Origin of the sequence: Kitasatospora phosalacinea, from assembly GCF_000716545.1 — a bacterium.
Classification (GTDB): Bacteria; Actinomycetota; Actinomycetes; order Streptomycetales; family Streptomycetaceae; genus Kitasatospora; species Kitasatospora phosalacinea.
The window spans coordinates 1-16,314 of record NZ_JNWZ01000049.1 but is presented as its reverse complement, the minus strand read 5'-3'; the positions used below and the strand labels follow the sequence as shown (position 1 = coordinate 16,314).

General features: G+C 73.5%; 15 protein-coding genes and 1 pseudogene. 8 read left to right on the top strand and 8 right to left on the bottom strand.

Translation table 11 applies throughout. The features are described from left to right. Positions 1-197 precede the first annotated feature (197 nt). A complete protein-coding gene (locus OO48_RS23350; protein ID WP_033219446.1) occupies positions 198-1,148 on the top strand; it encodes a GNAT family N-acetyltransferase in 951 nt (316 codons plus the stop codon). Between the two features lie 58 nt (positions 1,149-1,206). After that, the gene (locus OO48_RS23345; RefSeq protein ID WP_033219444.1) at positions 1,207-1,959 is read left to right on the top strand and encodes a class I SAM-dependent methyltransferase; all 753 of its coding nucleotides are present in this window, start codon (positions 1,207-1,209) and stop codon (positions 1,957-1,959) included. A 221-nt stretch (positions 1,960-2,180) separates the two neighbouring features. Here the strand turns inward: OO48_RS23345 and OO48_RS23340 are convergent, their stop codons facing one another. After that, entirely contained in the window at positions 2,181-3,050 is an 870-nt protein-coding gene (locus OO48_RS23340; protein WP_033219442.1) for a lysozyme, read from the bottom strand. Between the two features lie 278 nt (positions 3,051-3,328). On the opposite strand from OO48_RS23340, the gene OO48_RS23335 reads away from it, so the two are divergent. From OO48_RS23335 to OO48_RS23325, 3 genes are all read left to right on the top strand, one after another. Further along, positions 3,329-4,213, top strand: coding sequence for a metallophosphoesterase family protein (locus tag OO48_RS23335; RefSeq protein ID WP_033219441.1), 885 nt, complete (start codon positions 3,329-3,331; stop codon positions 4,211-4,213). A gap of 99 nt (positions 4,214-4,312) precedes the next feature. After that, positions 4,313-5,479 carry a DNA glycosylase AlkZ-like family protein gene (locus OO48_RS23330; protein ID WP_051732565.1) on the top strand — a complete coding sequence of 389 codons (1,167 nt, stop codon included), beginning with the start codon at positions 4,313-4,315 and terminating at the stop codon, positions 5,477-5,479. A 157-nt stretch (positions 5,480-5,636) separates the two neighbouring features. Continuing rightward, positions 5,637-6,218 carry a GNAT family N-acetyltransferase gene (locus tag OO48_RS23325; RefSeq protein WP_106970392.1) on the top strand — a complete coding sequence of 194 codons (582 nt, stop codon included), beginning with the start codon at positions 5,637-5,639 and terminating at the stop codon, positions 6,216-6,218. Positions 6,219-6,236: 18 nt separating this feature from the next. Here the strand turns inward: OO48_RS23325 and OO48_RS23320 are convergent, their stop codons facing one another. Both OO48_RS23320 and OO48_RS23315 read right to left on the bottom strand, forming a co-directional pair. Then, the gene (locus OO48_RS23320) at positions 6,237-8,294 is read right to left on the bottom strand and encodes a glycosyl hydrolase family 28-related protein (RefSeq protein ID WP_033219440.1); all 2,058 of its coding nucleotides are present in this window, start codon (positions 8,292-8,294) and stop codon (positions 6,237-6,239) included. A gap of 139 nt (positions 8,295-8,433) precedes the next feature. Further along, on the bottom strand, positions 8,434-8,706 hold the full coding sequence (locus tag OO48_RS23315; protein ID WP_033219439.1) for a hypothetical protein: 273 nt from the start codon (positions 8,704-8,706) through the stop codon (positions 8,434-8,436). 173 nt (positions 8,707-8,879) lie between these two features. Between OO48_RS23315 and OO48_RS23310 the strand changes: the two genes are divergently transcribed. Then, on the top strand, positions 8,880-9,113 hold the full coding sequence (locus tag OO48_RS23310; protein ID WP_033219438.1) for a hypothetical protein: 234 nt from the start codon (positions 8,880-8,882) through the stop codon (positions 9,111-9,113). A gap of 102 nt (positions 9,114-9,215) precedes the next feature. Here the strand turns inward: OO48_RS23310 and OO48_RS23305 are convergent, their stop codons facing one another. Beyond that, complete coding sequence (locus tag OO48_RS23305; RefSeq protein ID WP_033219487.1) at positions 9,216-9,800, bottom strand: isochorismatase family protein; 585 nt, start codon at positions 9,798-9,800, stop codon at positions 9,216-9,218. Positions 9,801-9,918: 118 nt separating this feature from the next. Continuing rightward, entirely contained in the window at positions 9,919-10,413 is a 495-nt protein-coding gene (locus OO48_RS23300) for a glutathione peroxidase (protein ID WP_033219437.1), read from the bottom strand. 153 nt (positions 10,414-10,566) lie between these two features. Here OO48_RS23300 and OO48_RS23295 point away from each other — a divergent pair, with 153 nt between their 5' ends. Beyond that, complete coding sequence (locus tag OO48_RS23295; protein WP_033219436.1) at positions 10,567-11,271, top strand: flavodoxin family protein; 705 nt, start codon at positions 10,567-10,569, stop codon at positions 11,269-11,271. Between the two features lie 121 nt (positions 11,272-11,392). On the opposite strand, the gene OO48_RS23290 is transcribed toward OO48_RS23295, so the two are convergent. Both OO48_RS23290 and OO48_RS23285 read right to left on the bottom strand, forming a co-directional pair. Continuing rightward, positions 11,393-13,612 (bottom strand): tetratricopeptide repeat protein, encoded by a 2,220-nt coding sequence (locus tag OO48_RS23290; protein ID WP_081952317.1) that lies wholly within the window; start codon positions 13,610-13,612, stop codon positions 11,393-11,395. Then, entirely contained in the window at positions 13,609-14,832 is a 1,224-nt protein-coding gene (locus tag OO48_RS23285) for a hypothetical protein (protein WP_051732561.1), read from the bottom strand. Before OO48_RS23285 ends, OO48_RS23290 begins: the two co-directional genes overlap by 4 nt. A 385-nt stretch (positions 14,833-15,217) precedes the next feature. Between OO48_RS23285 and OO48_RS40100 the strand changes: the two are divergent. Continuing rightward, positions 15,218-15,373: pseudogene (locus tag OO48_RS40100) on the top strand (flavodoxin family protein); the annotation flags it as partial. A 110-nt stretch (positions 15,374-15,483) separates the two neighbouring features. Here OO48_RS40100 and OO48_RS23280 read toward each other — a convergent pair. Further along, positions 15,484-16,314: glycoside hydrolase family 32 protein (locus OO48_RS23280; protein ID WP_033219434.1), on the bottom strand; the 831-nt coding region annotated here is incomplete at its 5' end.

Below are 16,314 nucleotides of genomic sequence, written 5' to 3'. Positions count from 1 at the left end.
GATCGCGCGGGGGCCGGAAACCGCGAGGTGGCGGCCCCGTCAAATGGTGTTGCGCGGAGGTGAGTTGACCGTCGGGCGGGGGAGCGCGCCCCGGTGCCCGACGGCCGGAGGGCCGAAAACCGCTTGGGGGAGCCGGTGCCGGACGGTAGAAAGACCGCGGACGGGACGGCGACGGGGACGACGGAGGGGGAGCGGCGATGGCGCTGCCGGACGGGATGACGGTACGGCCCGCGACGGGCGGGGACGCGGCGGCGGTCTGCGAGCTGCTGAACCGGGTGGACGAGATCGAGACCGGCGAGCCGGGCACCGACCTGGTCGAGGTCGAGCAGGAACTCGGCCACCCCGGGCTGGACTTGGCGCGCGACAGCTGGCTCCTGCACGACGGCGACGGACGGTTGGTCGGCTACGGGCTGGTCCGCGACCGCTCCGGCGGCGAGCGGATCGACCTCGACCAGTACCTGCTGCCCGGCCAACTCGCGGGCGGGCTCCACCTGTTCGACCTGATGGAGGCCCGCGCCGCCGAACTCGCCCGCCGCAACGGCGCCGAGCGCGCCGTGCTGCACCTGCTGCTCAACAGCACGCCCACCACCGACACCGACGCGATGCGCGCCCGCGGCTGGCGGCACGTCCGCCGCCACCACTCCCTGCACCGCGCGATCTCCCCGGCCACCGACCCGCTGCCCGAGCCCCCGGCGGGCGTGCGGCTGCGCGACTGTGTCGAGGAGGCGGACCGGCGGGTCGCGCACCGGCTGATCCAGCGGACCTTCGCCGCGCACTACGACTTCAAGCCCCGCGAGTACGGGCAGTGGCTGCGGGACATCGGCGCCGAGACGGTGGACTGGTCCCTGGTGTGGGTCGCCGAGCTCGACGGGCACGGCGACGTCGCCGTCCTGCGCACCGGCGTCCGGCCGCCCGCCACCGCCTGGGCGTCCAACATCGGCGTGCTGCCCGCCACCCGGGGCCGCGGCCTCGGCGGGTACCTGCTGCGGCACTTCTTCGCCGCGCACGCCGCCCGCGGCCTGACCGCCGCCGGCCTGGGCGTCGACACCGAGAACGCCACCGGCGCGATGGAGCTCTACCTCAAGAACGGCATGGAGCTCCGGTTCGCGGTCGACACCTGGGAGTTGGTGCTCCCGACCGCCGCCTGACCCCGTTCCCGCCGTTCCCGCCGTTCCCGCTTCCTTCCGGCAGAGGAGGGCCCCGACCGTGGCCGACACCGGGTACGACGCCCGCACCGCCGCCGACTACCGAGCGGCCCGCGAACTCCCCCGCGAGGGCCTGACCGCCTGGCGGGAGGCGGTCGCCGAGCACGCCGCGCTGCGCCCCGGCGCGACCGTCCTCGACGTCGACGTCGGCGCCGGCACCGGGGCCTTCGCCACCGCCTTCCGCGACTGGTACGGCGTGCACGTGCTGGCCGTCGAACCGTCGCCCGCCATGCGGAAGTCGATCCCGGCGGGGGAGGGCGTCACGCCGCTCGGCGGACGGGCCGAGCAACTGCCCGTCGCGGACGCGGCCGCGGACGCCGCCTGGCTCGGCTCGGTCGTCCACCACCTCGCCGATCTCGACGCCGCCGCAGCGGAGTTGCACCGCGTACTGCGCCCCGGCTCGCCGGTGCTGATCCGCAACTCCTTCCCCGGCCGCTGCCGACGCGACCTGCGGGCGCGGTACTTCCCCGAGACCGCCGCCGGTATCGACCGCTACCCGAGCGCCGAGCGCGTCACCGCTGCGTTCACCACGGCCGGCTTCACCCGGACCGCCCTGCTGCCGCTGCCGCAGCGCTCCGCGCCCACCCTGGCCGCGTTCGCCGCCGGCCTGCGCCGCGGCGCGGACGGCAAACTGCGCGCCCTGAGCGAGCAGGCGTGGACGGCCGGCCTCGCCCGGCTGCGCCGAGCGGCCGCCGAACGGCCGGACGAGCCCGCCGTCAGCTGGATGGACCTGCTGGTGCTGCGGCGCGACTGACCCCGCCCGGGGCGCCGCGCCGCGAGCACGTCCACGGTGCCGTCCACCAGGAGCTCCGGCCCGGCGAAGACCGCGCCGAGGAGCACGGACCGCAGCCGGACGCGGCCGGGTCCGGGCCCGCCCGCGGCCGGTGCGGGGCGTGTTCCGGCCGTGGGCGGGGCGGGGTGGTGCGAGGTGCGGGGTGCGGGGTGCGGGTGGTGCGGGTGGTGTGCGTGCGGGCGTCAGCCGTTGGCGAGCGCCTGGACGCGGTCGAGCGCGCCGTTGAAGTAGTCCTGGTCGCCGGGCAGCGTGCCGGAGTCGGCGTACTGCCAGATGGTCTGGTAGGACCAGCCGGCCGGGAGGGTGCCGACCGCGGTGGAGTAGCGGGCTATCCAGAGCGGGTTGGTGGTGGCGAAGGAGGCGTTGTTGCCGGTGCAGGTGCTCCACCAGTTGGTGGTGGTGTAGATGACCGGGTAGCGGCCGGTCTTGGTGTGCACCGTGTTGGAGAAGTCGCGGATCCAGCTGACCATCCCGGCCTGGCTCAGGCCGTAGCAGGTCGCGCCGTACGGGTTGTACTCGATGTCGAGCGCGGGCGGCAGCGTCTTGCCGTCCTTGGACCAGCCGCCGCCGTGGGCGACGAAGTAGGCGGCCTGGGTGGCGCCGCTGGAGACGTTCGGCAGCGCGAAGTGGTAGGCGCCGCGGATCATCCCGACGTTGTAGGAGCCGTTGTACTGCTGGGTGAAGTACGGGTTGGTGTAGCTGGTGCCCTCGGTGGCCTTGACGTACGCGAAGCGGCCGCCGTTGGCGTACGCGGTGCTCCAGGCGACGTTGCCCTGGTATCCGGAGACGTCCATGCCCTTGGTCTGGGTGGCGGCCAGTGCTGCGAAGGTGCTCGCGGTGTCGGCTGTGTCCCGGTGCGCGTTGCCGCGGCCCTCGTGGGCGGGGACGGTCGAGCCGGCGTAGTCCTGCTCGGGGTGGAAGCCGGGCGGGTCGGTGGGCCCGGCGGCCTGGGCGGGGGCGGCGGCGATGCCGACGGCCCCGATCAGCAGGGCGGTGGAGACGGCCGCGGTGGCGGCGCGGCGGAGCGTGCGGATGGTGCCGGAAGCGGTCATGACGACTCCTCAATCCGGTGGTCGCGGCCCCGTCGGCCGCATGCGGAGAAGATATAGTCATGGCCCCGTCAGTCAACAGAGTGTTGAAACCACATATCGAATGAATGTATGTAGAGCGAACAGCCATAGGTGTGACAAATGAACACCCGCAATTCCGCCCGATGTTGACGGAGTGACAGGAGAGCGGCGTGCTGGCGCGCCCGGCCGCCCCGGCGGTACCGTGTCAACGCGCGTCCCGCTGCCGGGACGACCGGGCCGAGACGAACGATGGGGGAGCGGTGCCGGACGGACGCCTGCTCGCGGTGAGCGACCTGCACGTCGGCATCGCGGACAACCGCGCCACCCTGGAGGCCCTGCGCCCCACCGGCCCGGACGACTGGCTGATCGTCGCGGGCGACGTCGCCGAACGCGTCCGGGACGTCGAAGCCACCCTGCGCCTCCTCACCGACCGCTTCGCCAAGGTCGTCTGGACGCCCGGCAACCACGAACTGTGGACCACCACCCACGACCAGGCCGACCTCGCCGCCCCCGAGCGCTACCGCCTGCTGGTCGAACGCTGCCGCGCCCTCGGCGTGGCCACCCCCGAGGACCCGTACCCCGTCTGGCAGGGCCCCGACGGTCCGTACGCCGTCGCCCCCGTCTTCACCCTCTACGACTACAGCTGGCGGGTGCCCGGCGTCGCCGACAAGCAGCAGTCGCTCGCCCGCGCCCACGAGAACGGCGTGGTCTGCACCGACGAGTACCGGATCGACCCCGCGCCCTACCCCGCCGTCGACGACTGGTGCCGCGAACGCGTCGCCGCCACCGAGAAGGCGCTCACCGCCCACGACCCCGACCTGCCGCTCGTCCTGGCCGGCCACTGGCCGCTCGACCGCCGCCCCACCGACGTCCTCCACCACCCCGACTTCGCCCAGTGGTGCGGCACCGAACTCACCGCCGACTGGCACCGCCGCTTCAACGTCGCCGCCGTGGTCTACGGCCACCTGCACATCCCGCGCACCACCTGGTACGAGGGCGTCCGCTTCGAGGAGGTCTCGCTCGGCTACCCCCGCGAGTGGCGCCGCCGCGGCCACCCGCGCGGACTGCTCCGCCAGATCCTCCCCTACCCCGGCCCCGCCGAGCAGCCCGTCCCGCCCCCGTCCGCCGGACCGGACGGCCGCTGACGGTACCGCCCCCGTCCGCCGGTCCCGACGGCCGCTGACGGTACCGGCGGCTAGGGTCGGAACCCTCGGACAGCGGCGGCACGGCAGGGGGAACGCGCGGTGGGCGGAGTCGGACTGACGACGGCGCAGGTGCTGCGGTGGCGGCTGCGCAGGCAGCACCTGGACGCGGCCCGGCCGGCGGACGGTCCGGTCGCCGTCGTCCGGCGGCTCGCCGGGGTGCAGGCCCAGGTCCCGGCCGCCGCCGACCTCGCCGTCGCCCTGCGCACCGGCCCCGGCGCCGCCGGGGCGCTGCGCGCCGACCTCGCCGAGGGCCGCCTGCTGCGCACCTGGGCCCAGCGCGGCACCCTGCACCTGCTCGACCCGCGGACCGCCGCCGACGCGCTCGCCCTGATCGGCTCCGCCCGGACGTGGGAGAAGCCCGCCTGGACCAGGCAGTTCGGCGCCACCCCCGGGCAGGTCGCCCGACTCGTCGAAGCGGTCGGCGAACTGCTCCACGGCGCGGTGCTGACCAGGGAGGAGCTGGCCGCCGCGCTCACCGCCGACCCCGACTTCGCCCCGCTCGCCGGGCAACTCGCCTCCGGCTGGGGCGCCCTGTTGAAACCGCTCGCCTGGCAGGGCGTGCTCTGCCACGCGCCCGCCCCCGCCGGCCGCGCCGCCTTCACCCACCCCGCGAGCCACAGCCCGCACTGGCCCGGCCTCCCCCCGGTCGAGGAGGCCGGACCGCGCCTGCTCACCGCCTACCTCGGCGCGTACGGCCCGGCCGGCCTCGACCGCTTCGACGCCTGGCTGTCCCGCAACAGCCTGCGCAAGAGCGTCCTCAAGGGCTTCGCCGCCACCCTCGGCGACCGGCTCGCCGAAGTCACCGTCGACGGCGCACCCGCCTACGCGCTCACCGAACACCTCGACGAACTCGCCGCCACCACCCCCGCCCCCTCCGTCCACCTGCTCGGCGCCTTCGACCAGTACGTGCTGGGCCCCGGCACCAAGGCCGCCGAGGTCCTCCCCGCCGCCCACCGCGCCGAGGTCAGCCGCACCGCCGGCTGGATCGCCCCGCTGCTGCTGGCCGACGGCCGGATCACCGGCACCTGGGAACAGGACGGGCCCCTCCTCACCGTCACCCCGTTCGACCAGGCCCCGCCCGCCGACGCCCTGGCCGCCGCCGCGCGGCGCCTGGCCGAGGCCACCGGGACGACCGGCCTCACGGTGCGGGTCGCCGGCCCGGACGGCGGCGGCGCGGCCCGGCCCGGCGACGGGACGCCCGGGTAGCGGCACGCACCGCGCGCCGCAGCCCGAAGCAGGCCCGACGCAGACCCGGAGCGGGGAACGGCGCTCCCGGCGCGGGCGGGCGCTGTGGGACCATGGCGGTTCCGGCGCCCCCGCCGAGGGGGCCCGTTCGTACGGCACCGCCCCGAGGAGAGCACCGATGACCGCCGCCGAGCCGATGTCCGTCCCGACCACCCCGGCCCGGTCGGGCGACCCGGCCGAACCGGTCTTCCGGACCGCGGAAGCGCGGGACGTGCCGGCGCTGGTGGCGCTGGTGGAGTCGGCGTACCGGGGCGAGTCCAGCCGGGTCGGCTGGACCACCGAGGCGCACCTGCTGGAGGGGCAGCGCACCGACGGGGCCGCAGTGGCCGAACTGCTGGGCCGCCCCGGCTCGGTGGTGCTGGTGGTCGAGCGGAACGGCGTCCTGGTCGGCTGCTGCCACGTCGAGCGGCGCGGCGGCGCGGCGTACTTCGGGATGTTCTCGGTCTCCCCCGCCCTCCAGGGCGGCGGCCTGGGGCGGCGGGTGCTGGCCCGGGCCGAGGAGTGGGCCCGGGCCGAGTGGGGGTCGACCGCGATGGAGATGACCGTCATCGAGCAGCGCGCCGACCTGATCGCCTGGTACGAGCGGCGGGGCTTCGCCCGGACCGGCGAGTTCGAGCCCTTCCCCTACGGGGACGAGCGCTTCGGCGTGCCGCTCCGCTCCGACCTGCGCTTCGTCAAGCTGGCCAAGCCGCTGGTGTAGCGCGCCGGTGGACGGCCGTCACCACCTGGACGGGGCCGGCGGGGCGACCACCGGCGGGCGGTCGTCGCAGGTGAGGGTGTTGGGCAGCTCCCAGGGGGCCAGCCAGTCGCCGGTGGTGCCGCCGCCGGAGTTGCCGCCCAGGTCGGTGACCGAGAACTCGGAGCCGGCCGGGGTGAAGTGGAAGGTGCCGCAGTTGTTGACGCCGACGGCGCCGACGTTGCGGGCCACCACGTTCTGGAAGCTCGCGGAGCCGGCGACGCGGACGCTGAGCACCGAGGTGCCGGTGCCGTCGATCCTGACGTCCTTGAACGCCAGGTTCGACAGCCTGTACCGGTCCTTCACGCCCCACTCGGCGACCGCCATGATCGCGTTGTAGGTGGAGTCCAGGTAGTGGTCGCCGGTGACCTCGACGGCGGCGTCGACGTCCCGGTCCAGCACCTCGAACCAGATCGCGCCGAGGCCGATGTTCCAGTTCAGCTCGTACGTGCCGGCCCGCACGGTGGTGTTGTCGGTGAAGTGCAGGTAGCCGGTGAACGGCTCGGCGCCGAAGCGGGAGCCGGCGTGCAGGCCGGAGCCCTCGCGGACCGGGTCGGCGACCAGGTTGTTCGAGACGGTGGTGTCGGTGCCGCCGTACACGGCGATGGCGTTGGCCAGGGTCGGCGACTGGACGGTGTTGTGGTCGATGACGTTGCGGGCGTCCTCGGTCCTCTCCGACCAGAGCGCGATGCCGTCGTCGCCGGTGTTGCGCAGGAAGTTGTCGCGGATCACCGAGTCGGCCACGCCGGTGTGGAAGTTGACGCCGTCGGCGATCTGGTCGGCGATCTGGTTGCCGGTGACCTTCAGGTTCTTCATCGGGCCGTCCAGCCAGATGCCGACCTTGGTGTGGTGGATGTACAGGCCCTCGATGCTGGAGTCGCTGAACGCCCCGCCGACGCCGTTGACCTGGTCGGTGTCGATCCGTTCCCGGACGTCGCCCTCGATGGCGAACCCGGAGAGGTGGACGTTGCGGCTGCCGCCCTGCGCCGCGTCCTTGCCGTAGACGCCGACGCCGGTGTGCACGCTGCCGTCGGGGGCGGGGGTGGTGAGCGTCCGCTGGGCGCCCTTGAGCACGGTGTACCAGCTGCCCGCGCCGATCAGCGTCACGTCGTCGACCACCAGGTGGCGGTCGACCCGGAAGACGCCCGGCGGCAGGTAGACCGGCAGGCGCAGCGTCCGGGCCAGCTTGACCGCCCGGTCGACGGCGTCCGCCGAGTCGCGCCGCCCGGTCGGGTCCGCGCCCAGCGCCAGCACGTTGACGGCCTTCGGCTCGACGTGCGGGGCGGCGACCAGCTGGGAGTCCAGCAGGTCGATCACCGCCCAGGGCGCCTTCGACCCGGTGGGCAGCGCGACGCGGACCTTGTCGCCCGCCCGGTGGGTGCGGCCCAGCAGCAGCCGCTGCTCGTCGTACGCGTGGCCGGGCCGGAACGGGGTGGCCACGGTGGGCGCCGGCGTGGTCGCGGCGGGCACGCAGCCGCACTCGGTGATCCACCAGTCCGGGTGCAGCAGCCCGGCCTCCGGGTCGTTGGTGAACGGGTACTGGTTGTACAGCCAGGAGTACTGGCTGGTGGCCGAGAGCTGTCGGCGCTCCTTGCCGTTGACCGTGACGTCCAGCGGGGCGGTGATCCCGCCGCCGTCCGCCGCGTCGGGGAGGCTGTAGCGGACGGTGATCGCGTTGGCGTCCTCCGGCAGGGTGAACTCCACGTACTGGCCGGGGGCCAGCTTCACGGCGCTGCGGCCCGAAGCCTCCGCGGCCAGGGTGTACGCGGTGCGGTCGGCGGCGATCACGCTGCCGGTGGTGGCGGCGTTCTCCGCCTCCTGCTCCAGGAAGTCCACCCGGGCGCCGCGGCCCGCGGTCAGCGCCGGGTCGATCCCGGCCCGGGTCACCACGGCCCGGCCGTCCCCGGAGGAGGGCGCGGCCTGCGCGGCCGGGGCGCACAGCGCCACCCCCAGCCCGAGCACGGAGGCGACCACGACCGCCCCGGCGCGGGCCGAACGGGGGAGGACGGAACGGGCGGGGGCGGCGGGGGCGGCAGTCATCGGGGACCGGCTCTCTCGAAGGCGTGGTGGAGGTGAGGCGACAGTAGGGGGGCGTGCCGCACCACCACAAGAGAGTTGCACGGAAATTTCTGCCCTGTGTCGGATTCTTGCGGCTGTTGAGACGGTCGTTGCGGTGCGATCAGCTCTCGACGACCGGGACGCCCGGCTCCCGCCGCGCCGCCGCCCACTCCACGTACCGGCCGGACTCGCGGGTCAGGCCCACCAGGAACCACAGCAGCACGTCCCGCAGCAGCCGCGGCAGCGCCCGGACGCGTGCCGCGAGCCCGGGCGCGCCCGGCCGCCGGGTCTCCCGGTACAGCCCCCACGCCGAACGCGCCACCACCGGTCCGTTCAGCCCCCGCGCCCGCGCCGCGGCCTTCGACCCCTTCGCCGCCCCGTCCCTGCCGCCCACGCGGTCCTCCCCGAACCAGCCCTCCGCCGTCCTCCGGCTTCTTCCACGGTACGGGGCCCCGCATGCCCGCGGCGGGCCCGCGACCGACCGCGACACGCCAGGGGGAGGGCGCGACACGCTGCGGGCGGCGGCGCGTGCGTGCGCGGCGCGGGGGCGCGGCCGATGCTGGCCGCATGACGAGCAACAGCACCACCGAAGAGCCCCTGGTCAGGGTCGCCGAGTTCCGCACCGACAGCCGCTACCGCCTGGTCCACTTCCAGGGCGTGGGCTGGAAGCCGCTCGCCCCGGAGGAGTTCGAACCCGAACTGCACCACCACTTCCCCGACCTCGACCCGCGCGACCCGGTCCGGGTGCACTGGGACGACCGCCCCTGGGAGTGGCCCGCCTGGCACCCCGGCGAAGCCTGACCCCGCCGCCCGCACGCCCTCCGCACGCCCTCCGCACGCACCGGAGCCCGGCCCGCGCGACCCCCCGCCCGGGCCGGGCTCCGGCACGTCCCCGTCCGGGGCTCAGCGCGCCCCGGCGAGCAGCGCCAGCACCTCCTCGGTGGTGCCGGTCTCGCCCAGTCGCGGGAAGATCCGCTGCACGCTGTTGCGGTGCGCGTCCGCGTCCAGGTCGCTCATCGCGTCCACCGCCAGCGTCACGTGGTAGCCGTGCTCGTGCGCGGCCCGCGCGGTGGACTCCACGCCGATGCTGGTCGCCACGCCGGCCAGCACGATCTGCGTCACGCCCCGGCGGCGCAGCTGCACGTCCAGGTCGGTGCCGTGGAAGGCGCCCCAGTTGTGCTTGGTGACCACCAGGTCGGACGGGTCCAGCAGCTGGTCGGAGAGCCGGTCCCAGCCCTCGGGGCGGGCCGCGCCGGAACCGCCCCGGTTCTGCTCGGTGCGGCCGGGCGGCACGTCCCCGCCGTCCGCGGCGAAGGACACCCGCACCAGCACCACCGGCAGCTTCGCGGCGCGGAACGCCCCGGCCAGCGCGACGGCGCGCTCCAGCACCTCGCCGGCGGGGTGCGGGGCGGTGGGGGCGGCCAGGATGCCCTGCTGGAGGTCGATGACGACCAGGGCGGTGTTCGGGTCGAGCGCGGTGACGGACACGGCGGGCCTTTCGTCGGGGCGGTGCGCGGACGGCCCGGGGCCCGGACCGTCCAGTTCCACTGCGCAGGTTACCTGTACAGTTCGGACGGCCCGGGCCCCGGGCCCGGCGCGCTCCGGCTCAGCCCGCCAGCTGCGCCTCGATCGCCGCCACCAGCTCCGCCGACTCCGGCTCGGTCCGCGGCCGGAACCGCCCGACCACCTCGCCGTCCGCCGACACCAGGAACTTCTCGAAGTTCCACTGCACGTCCCCGGCCTCACCGGTGGCGTCCGGGACCTCGGTCAGCCGGGCGTACACCGGGTGCCGCTCCGCCCCGTTCACGTCGATCTTCTCGAACAGCGGGAACGACACCCCGTACGTGGTCGAGCAGAACTCCTGGATCTCCTCGGCCGACCCCGGCTCCTGCCCCATGAACTGGTTGCACGGGAACCCGAGCACCGTGAACCCGCGCTCCCCGTACTTCTCCTGCAACCGCTCCAGCCCCGCGTACTGCGGCGTCAGCCCGCACTTCGACGCCACGTTCACCAGCAGCAGCACCTTGCCCCGGTACTCGCCCAGCGAGGACGGCTCGCCCGCCAGCGTCCGGATCGGGAGCTCGAACAGCGAATCCACCATGACCTGCACCTGCCTTCTCTTGCGACGGTCTGCCAACGCCCCCGAACCTACCCCGCCCGGACGCTCCGGCGGAGGCTCCCGGCCCGCCGCCCGCCCGCGTGGTCCGATGGGGGACCGGAGAAGGACAACGGCGAGACGAACGGACGGACGGCGATGACCGAGTACACCGACCTGCGGGCGGTCTTCCTCAACTGCACCCTCAAGCGCAGCCCCGAACGAAGCCACACCCAGGGCCTGATCGACCTCAGCGCCGGCATCCTGCGCCGCCAGGGCGTCCAGGTCGAGGAGATCCGCGCCGTCGACCACGACATCGCCACCGGCGTCTGGCCCGACATGACCGAGCACGGCTGGGACACCGACGAGTGGCCCGTCCTCTACTCGCAGATCATGAACGCCGACATCCTCACCCTCGCCGGACCGGTCTGGCTCGGTGACAACTCCTCCGTCATGAAGAAGGTGATCGAGCGGCTGTACGCCTGCTCCTCCGTCCTCAACGAGCACGGCCAGTACGCCTACTACGGGCGGGTCGGGGGCTGTCTGGTCACCGGCAACGAGGACGGCGCGAAGCACTGTGCGATGAACGTGCTGTACAGCCTCCAGCACCTCGGCTTCACCATCCCGCCGCAGGCCGACGCGGCCTGGGTCGGCGAGGCCGGCCCCGGCCCCTCCTACCTCGATGAGGGCTCCGGCGGCCCCGAGAACGACTTCACCAACCGCAACGTCACCTTCATGACCTGGAACCAACTGCACCTGGCCCGGATGCTGAAGGACGCCGGCGGCATCCCGGCCCACGGCAACCAGCGCTCCGAGTGGGACGCCGGTTGCCGCTTCGACTTCGAGAACCCCGAGCACCGCTGAGTGCAGGGCAGCCCGCGCCGGGGTCATGGCCAGGGGCGAACGTCCGCGGGCGGCGGGAACGAAGCCCGGCCGCCGGCCGCGATCGAGTCGAGGTCGCACCGGGCTCGCGGCGGCGGCCCGGTCACCGGCCCTGCGGCGCCGGGGACATGTCCGGGAGGAGCTCGCGCACCTGGGGCAGGTAGGAGGGATCGATGTCTCCACAGATCCGAAGGTCCTCTTCCGCCTCCTCGGTCCGTCCCAGCGCGACGAGGCTCCTGGCGCGCTGCAGCCGCGCGTCGAGGTCGTCCGTCTCGGAAAGCACGGAGTCCAGGAGTGTCACGGCCAGCCCGTGCCGGGCGTCATCGTGACAGGCGACCGCGAGGTTGAAGCGGATTCCCGGCGCATCGGAAAGCGCGAGGGCCTGTTCGAGGTCGGCGATGGCCGACGCCAGGTCACCGGCCCGGTGGGCCAGCGCGCCGCGCAGGGCCCACGCTTCCGCGTAGTCGGGGGCCGCGGTGAGCGCCGCCGAGTAGACTGCGGCCGCTTCCTCGAACTCGGCTCGGAGCTCGTGCAACTGACCTTTGAGGCAGAGCAGTTCCGGGCTGTCGGGGGTGGCGCCGAGTCCGGATTCGACGCTCGACCAGGCGATCCGCACGGCGTCGACGTCGTCCTGTGCCAGCTCGATCAGCAACGAGCTGCGGTTGATGTGTGCTTCCGTCATGCCGGGAGCGATGTCCACGACGTACTCGTAGTCGGCCAGTGCGCCTTCGATGTCACCGGCTTCGGTCCGCGCCTCGGCGCGGTTGAAGTAGGCCTCGGGAAAGGGCGGGGAGAGCCGGATGGCCTGGTCGTAGTCGGTCAGCGCCTCGCCCAGCCGCCCCTGTCGATGCAGCAGTATGCCCCGGTCGAGGTAGTACTCGGCGTAGTTGGGATCGCGGGCGATGACCGCGGTGAACTCGTCGAAGGCCTCGTCGGGGCGGCGGAGGGCCGAGAGGAGCTGGGCCCTGTTGTGCCGGAGCACCGAGCGGTGCAGGGCTTGCTCGTCGGGATCCAGTTCGGTGTCGAGGCGGGCCACGCAGGCGTCCACCAAGGCGAGCGCGGCTTCCGTGTTCCCCCGGTGCATCTCGATGAGGGCCAGGCCGTTGCGGTAGAAGGCGGTGGTCATCGCCCGGTCCTTCGGATCCGGCAGCTGGCCGGCGAAGGCGATTCCCTGGTTGATCCAGCGGCGGGCCTGTTCGTGGTCCCGGTGTTCCGCGGCGAGATGGCGCGTGTAGATCATCGCGGTGGCGTAGGCGGCCTGCATGTGCACCGACGGCGAGGTGCTGACACCACGGGCCCCGTCGTACAACGCAAGTGCCTCCTCGGCGAGCCCGAGAGCGGCCAGCGAGGTGGTCATCTTGGTGGTGAAGGCCCACCAGTGTCCGGGGTTGCTCTCGTACGTCACCAGGGCGCGTCCCCGTGCGCCGTAGTCCAGGACCGCGTGGTAGAAACCGAGGTCCATGCAGTAGTCGAGCGCGTACCGCAGGGCGTCCGCACCGGCTCCTGCCGGGTCGCTGCCGTTCTCCGCGTGCCAGGCGATCGCCCCGAGGCGCAGCGAGGGCTCGGCGGCCGCTTCCAGCTCCTGGCGGCGCAGGTCGTGCAGAGCCTGTCGGTCGGCGGGCGACAGTCGCAGGTAGGCCGCCTGCTCCGCCTCATCGTCCCCGGTGCCGTCGTTGTCGATGTAGGAGGAGGCGGACGCCGGTTCGCCCGGCCGGACGGCCGCAGCGGATGCGGCGGCGACCAGGTGCCGGCAGTGCACGGCGAGTGCGGCGCCGAGGCTCTCGGCGGGAGAACCCGCCGGTTCGTCGAGGGGCTCATCCGCCGTGGTCACCACGACGGTGAGACGCTCGGGGGCGATCCTGCGCAGGAGTACGGCCAAGAACTCGCCGTCGGTGGGGTCGGCCCGGTGGGCGTCGTCGACGATCAGGGACCGGGGCCGGTCGCCGAGCGCCCGCAGGTACGCGCCGAGGAAGTCGACGAGACCGTTGGCGATGCGAAGCGTGCGGACCGCGGAGTAGAAGCGGGTGCGCTCCGCGGGCACGGCCAGGGAGGTCAGCGTCTCCCTGGACGCCGGGACGAGGGCCCGGAGTTCGGGCGTGGTGGAGAGGATCTCGACACTGTGCCGGGCGACGGCCTCCGGGCAGCGCTCCAGCGCGTCCGGGACGACGGCGCGCAGCAGCGTGCCCACGGCGGTGTACGGCCCGCGCAGCCGACGGTGGGCGCTGACCGCGGCGAGCGGCAGGGGCAGCTCCAGCCGTTCCACGGCTGCGGCCCGGTCCGCCCGCGAGGATGCGCTGATCCAGTGGTGGCGTGGAGCGGTCATGAGGGAACTACCTTTCTTGCACGGGCACGGGCGCGGCGGTCGTTGAGGGCCATGAAGGCGACTGCGAGCAACTGGGCGAGCAGGAGGGCCAGGAGGGTCGCCGAGTCGAGGATCCCGGCCAGGGGCTCGCCGCCCCGCAGGCGTCCGAACACGCCGGTCAGTAGCTGATAGGCCGACGGCACCACCACGGTGGCGAAGGAGGCGAGGGTGAGTGCGTAGCCCACGGGCAGGAGGTACGCGTACCAGCGGGCCGCGCGGAGGTCGGCCGGACCGTACGCGGACAGGTCGACGGCGGCTCTGCCGGTCCATCGGCGCACCGCGTTGCGCAGCACGGCCGCGGCCGCGCCGTGCAGGTCCGTGCATCCCAGGACGGTGGTGAGCAGGATGTACACGTCGGTGCGCAGGTAGAAGAAGAGCTGCCAGAGCAGGCGCAGCATGATCGCGAAGGCCAGTGCCAGGCAGACCCGGCCGACCAGTGGCAGCGCGCCGCCCGGTTCGCGAACCACGGCCGCCACCAGGGTGAGTGCGGCCATGGCGAGAACGTCGGCCAGCATCCCGGCGAGAATCGGCAGGTAGCGCTGTCGGCGCGGAACGGCGACCAGCCCCGGTAGGGACGTCTCGAACACCACGAAGATCAGACGCCGGCTCACCGAGAAGCGGGAGTTCAGCCCCAGGCGGCGGCCGGCCAGCGCGTGGAACGCCTCGTGCAGGGCGAGGAAGGGCATCTGGCCCAGGAAGAGCACCAGGCTGATCGCGGTGTACGAGGGGGTGAAGAACAGGGCACTGCGGTGGGGTGCGAGCTCGGGTGCCCGCGCCATTGCCACGACCGAGAGCGCGGTCAGGAGCGCGTAGCACATCCAGGCCGTTCGGCTGAAGAGCGCCCGCCCCAGCCGCTGCCAGCGCACCGGTGCCGGTGCGGCAACGCTGCTGCCGTCGTGGATGAAGCCCAGATCCTCCAGTACGGCGAGCAGGTCGGGCATGTCGACGCTCTCACCGTGTGCCTCCTCGTGGCGCTCGGCGGCCTCCCTGGGCGGGATGCCGTCGGCCAGCATGCGGACCAGTTCGGCGCCGTCGGGGGGGAACACCGCGTAGGAGTCCACCGCCGGGCTGCCGATGGTGACCTCGTCGCCCTCCTGCAGGTAGACCAGCGGCCGCAGCGCCAGCGGCCGGTCGAGGTCGAGACGGGAACCACCAGGGGCGCCGTCGACTGGGGCGGACACGTGGACTCCTCTGGAGAGCAGGTTTCGTGGATGTGGTGGGGCCCGGCCGGGATGCCCCGGCCGGGCCCCACCCGAACTGCATCAGAAGGGCCTCCACCCGCAGAACGGGTCGGAGTAAAGCGCCGTGGCGGTGCTGGTCAGGCGCACCGGGCCGGCCTTGCGGACGACGATCTTCTTCATGTGTGGTCACCTCCACTCGTGATGTGTCTTGCCGCACCGAAACCTAGGCGGCGGCGGTCTACGACCGGTTTGGCAGCGGTAAAGGAATGGGTCGGGCGATCGAGCGGTGCGGCCGCCCTCGCACCGGAGCGTCGGGGCGGAGCCCACCCCCGGAGCCGTTCCTGCTGGGATCTCCACAGCTCAGGCGGGGTGCCAGAGCGTTCCGCCGGTCTGGCTCGGTGGCAACTCCTCCGTCATGAAGAAGGTGATCGAGCGGCTGTACTCCTGTTCGCCCGTCCTCAACGAGCACGGCCAGTACGCCTATTGCGGGCGGGTCGGGGGCTGCCAGGTCACCGGCAACGAGGACGGCGCGGAGCACTGTGATGCTGAAGGACGCGGGCGATCGCCCGGTGCCCCTCATGCGGTGTCGGGCTCCGCCCTGCCCCGGAGCGCGGATGGAGAAGTGCGCGCTCCGGGGCAGGGCGGGATCGATCAGCGGTCGGCCCAGATGGAGTTCAGCTTCTGGGCGCTGAAGGCGTCCAGGGAGGCGGTGCCGCCGGTGGCGTAGGCGGACACGCCGTTGTTGGCGGGGTCGGGGAAGATCTGGTCGGTCAGGACGACCCGGCCGTCCGCCGCGTACACCTCGACGGAGGAGGTGTCCACGACGACGCGCAGTTGCAGCTTGCCGTCGGCGTCGAGGCTGAGCGGTGCGCGGTGCACGGCGGCGAAGTTCCCGCCGAAGGAGGAGTCGCCCGAGCGCGTCCGGTCGACGTACAGCTCCCCGGCGGTGGTGTCGTAGCCGATGCGGGTCTCCTGGCCGCCTCCGGTGCGGACCTTGATGCCGAAGTCCGTCGCGGTGCCGGCCCGCAGGGTGGCCGTGATGTCGAGCAGGGTGCCCTGGGTGCTCAGGGGCACGTCGGCACCGGCCGCGAGGGTCGTCGTCGGCGCGGTGCTGACCGTCCCCGTCCTCAGTTGCTCCAGTTCCTTGACCGGAACCTGCACCAGCTGCGGGGCGCCGTTCACCGTCTTCAGCGAGAGCTCCCTGGGCAGGGAGTCGGCGCTGCGCCAGGGGGAGGTGGGGATGTTCCCTCCGTACTGCCAGTTGTTCATCCAGCCGATGACGACGCGGCGGCCGGCGGGCTCGTCGTTGAAGGAGGTGGCGGCGTAGAAGTCGGCTCCGTAGTCCATCCAGTGGACGTTCGAAGCCTGGCTCTGGGCGGGGGTGTCGGTGAGGGTGAACTGGTCGGCGTTGATGTGGCCCCAGCCGCCGGTGTTGTTGTCGACGATCTGGATCCGGGCCTGCTTGCCGGCGAGGTCGTGCAG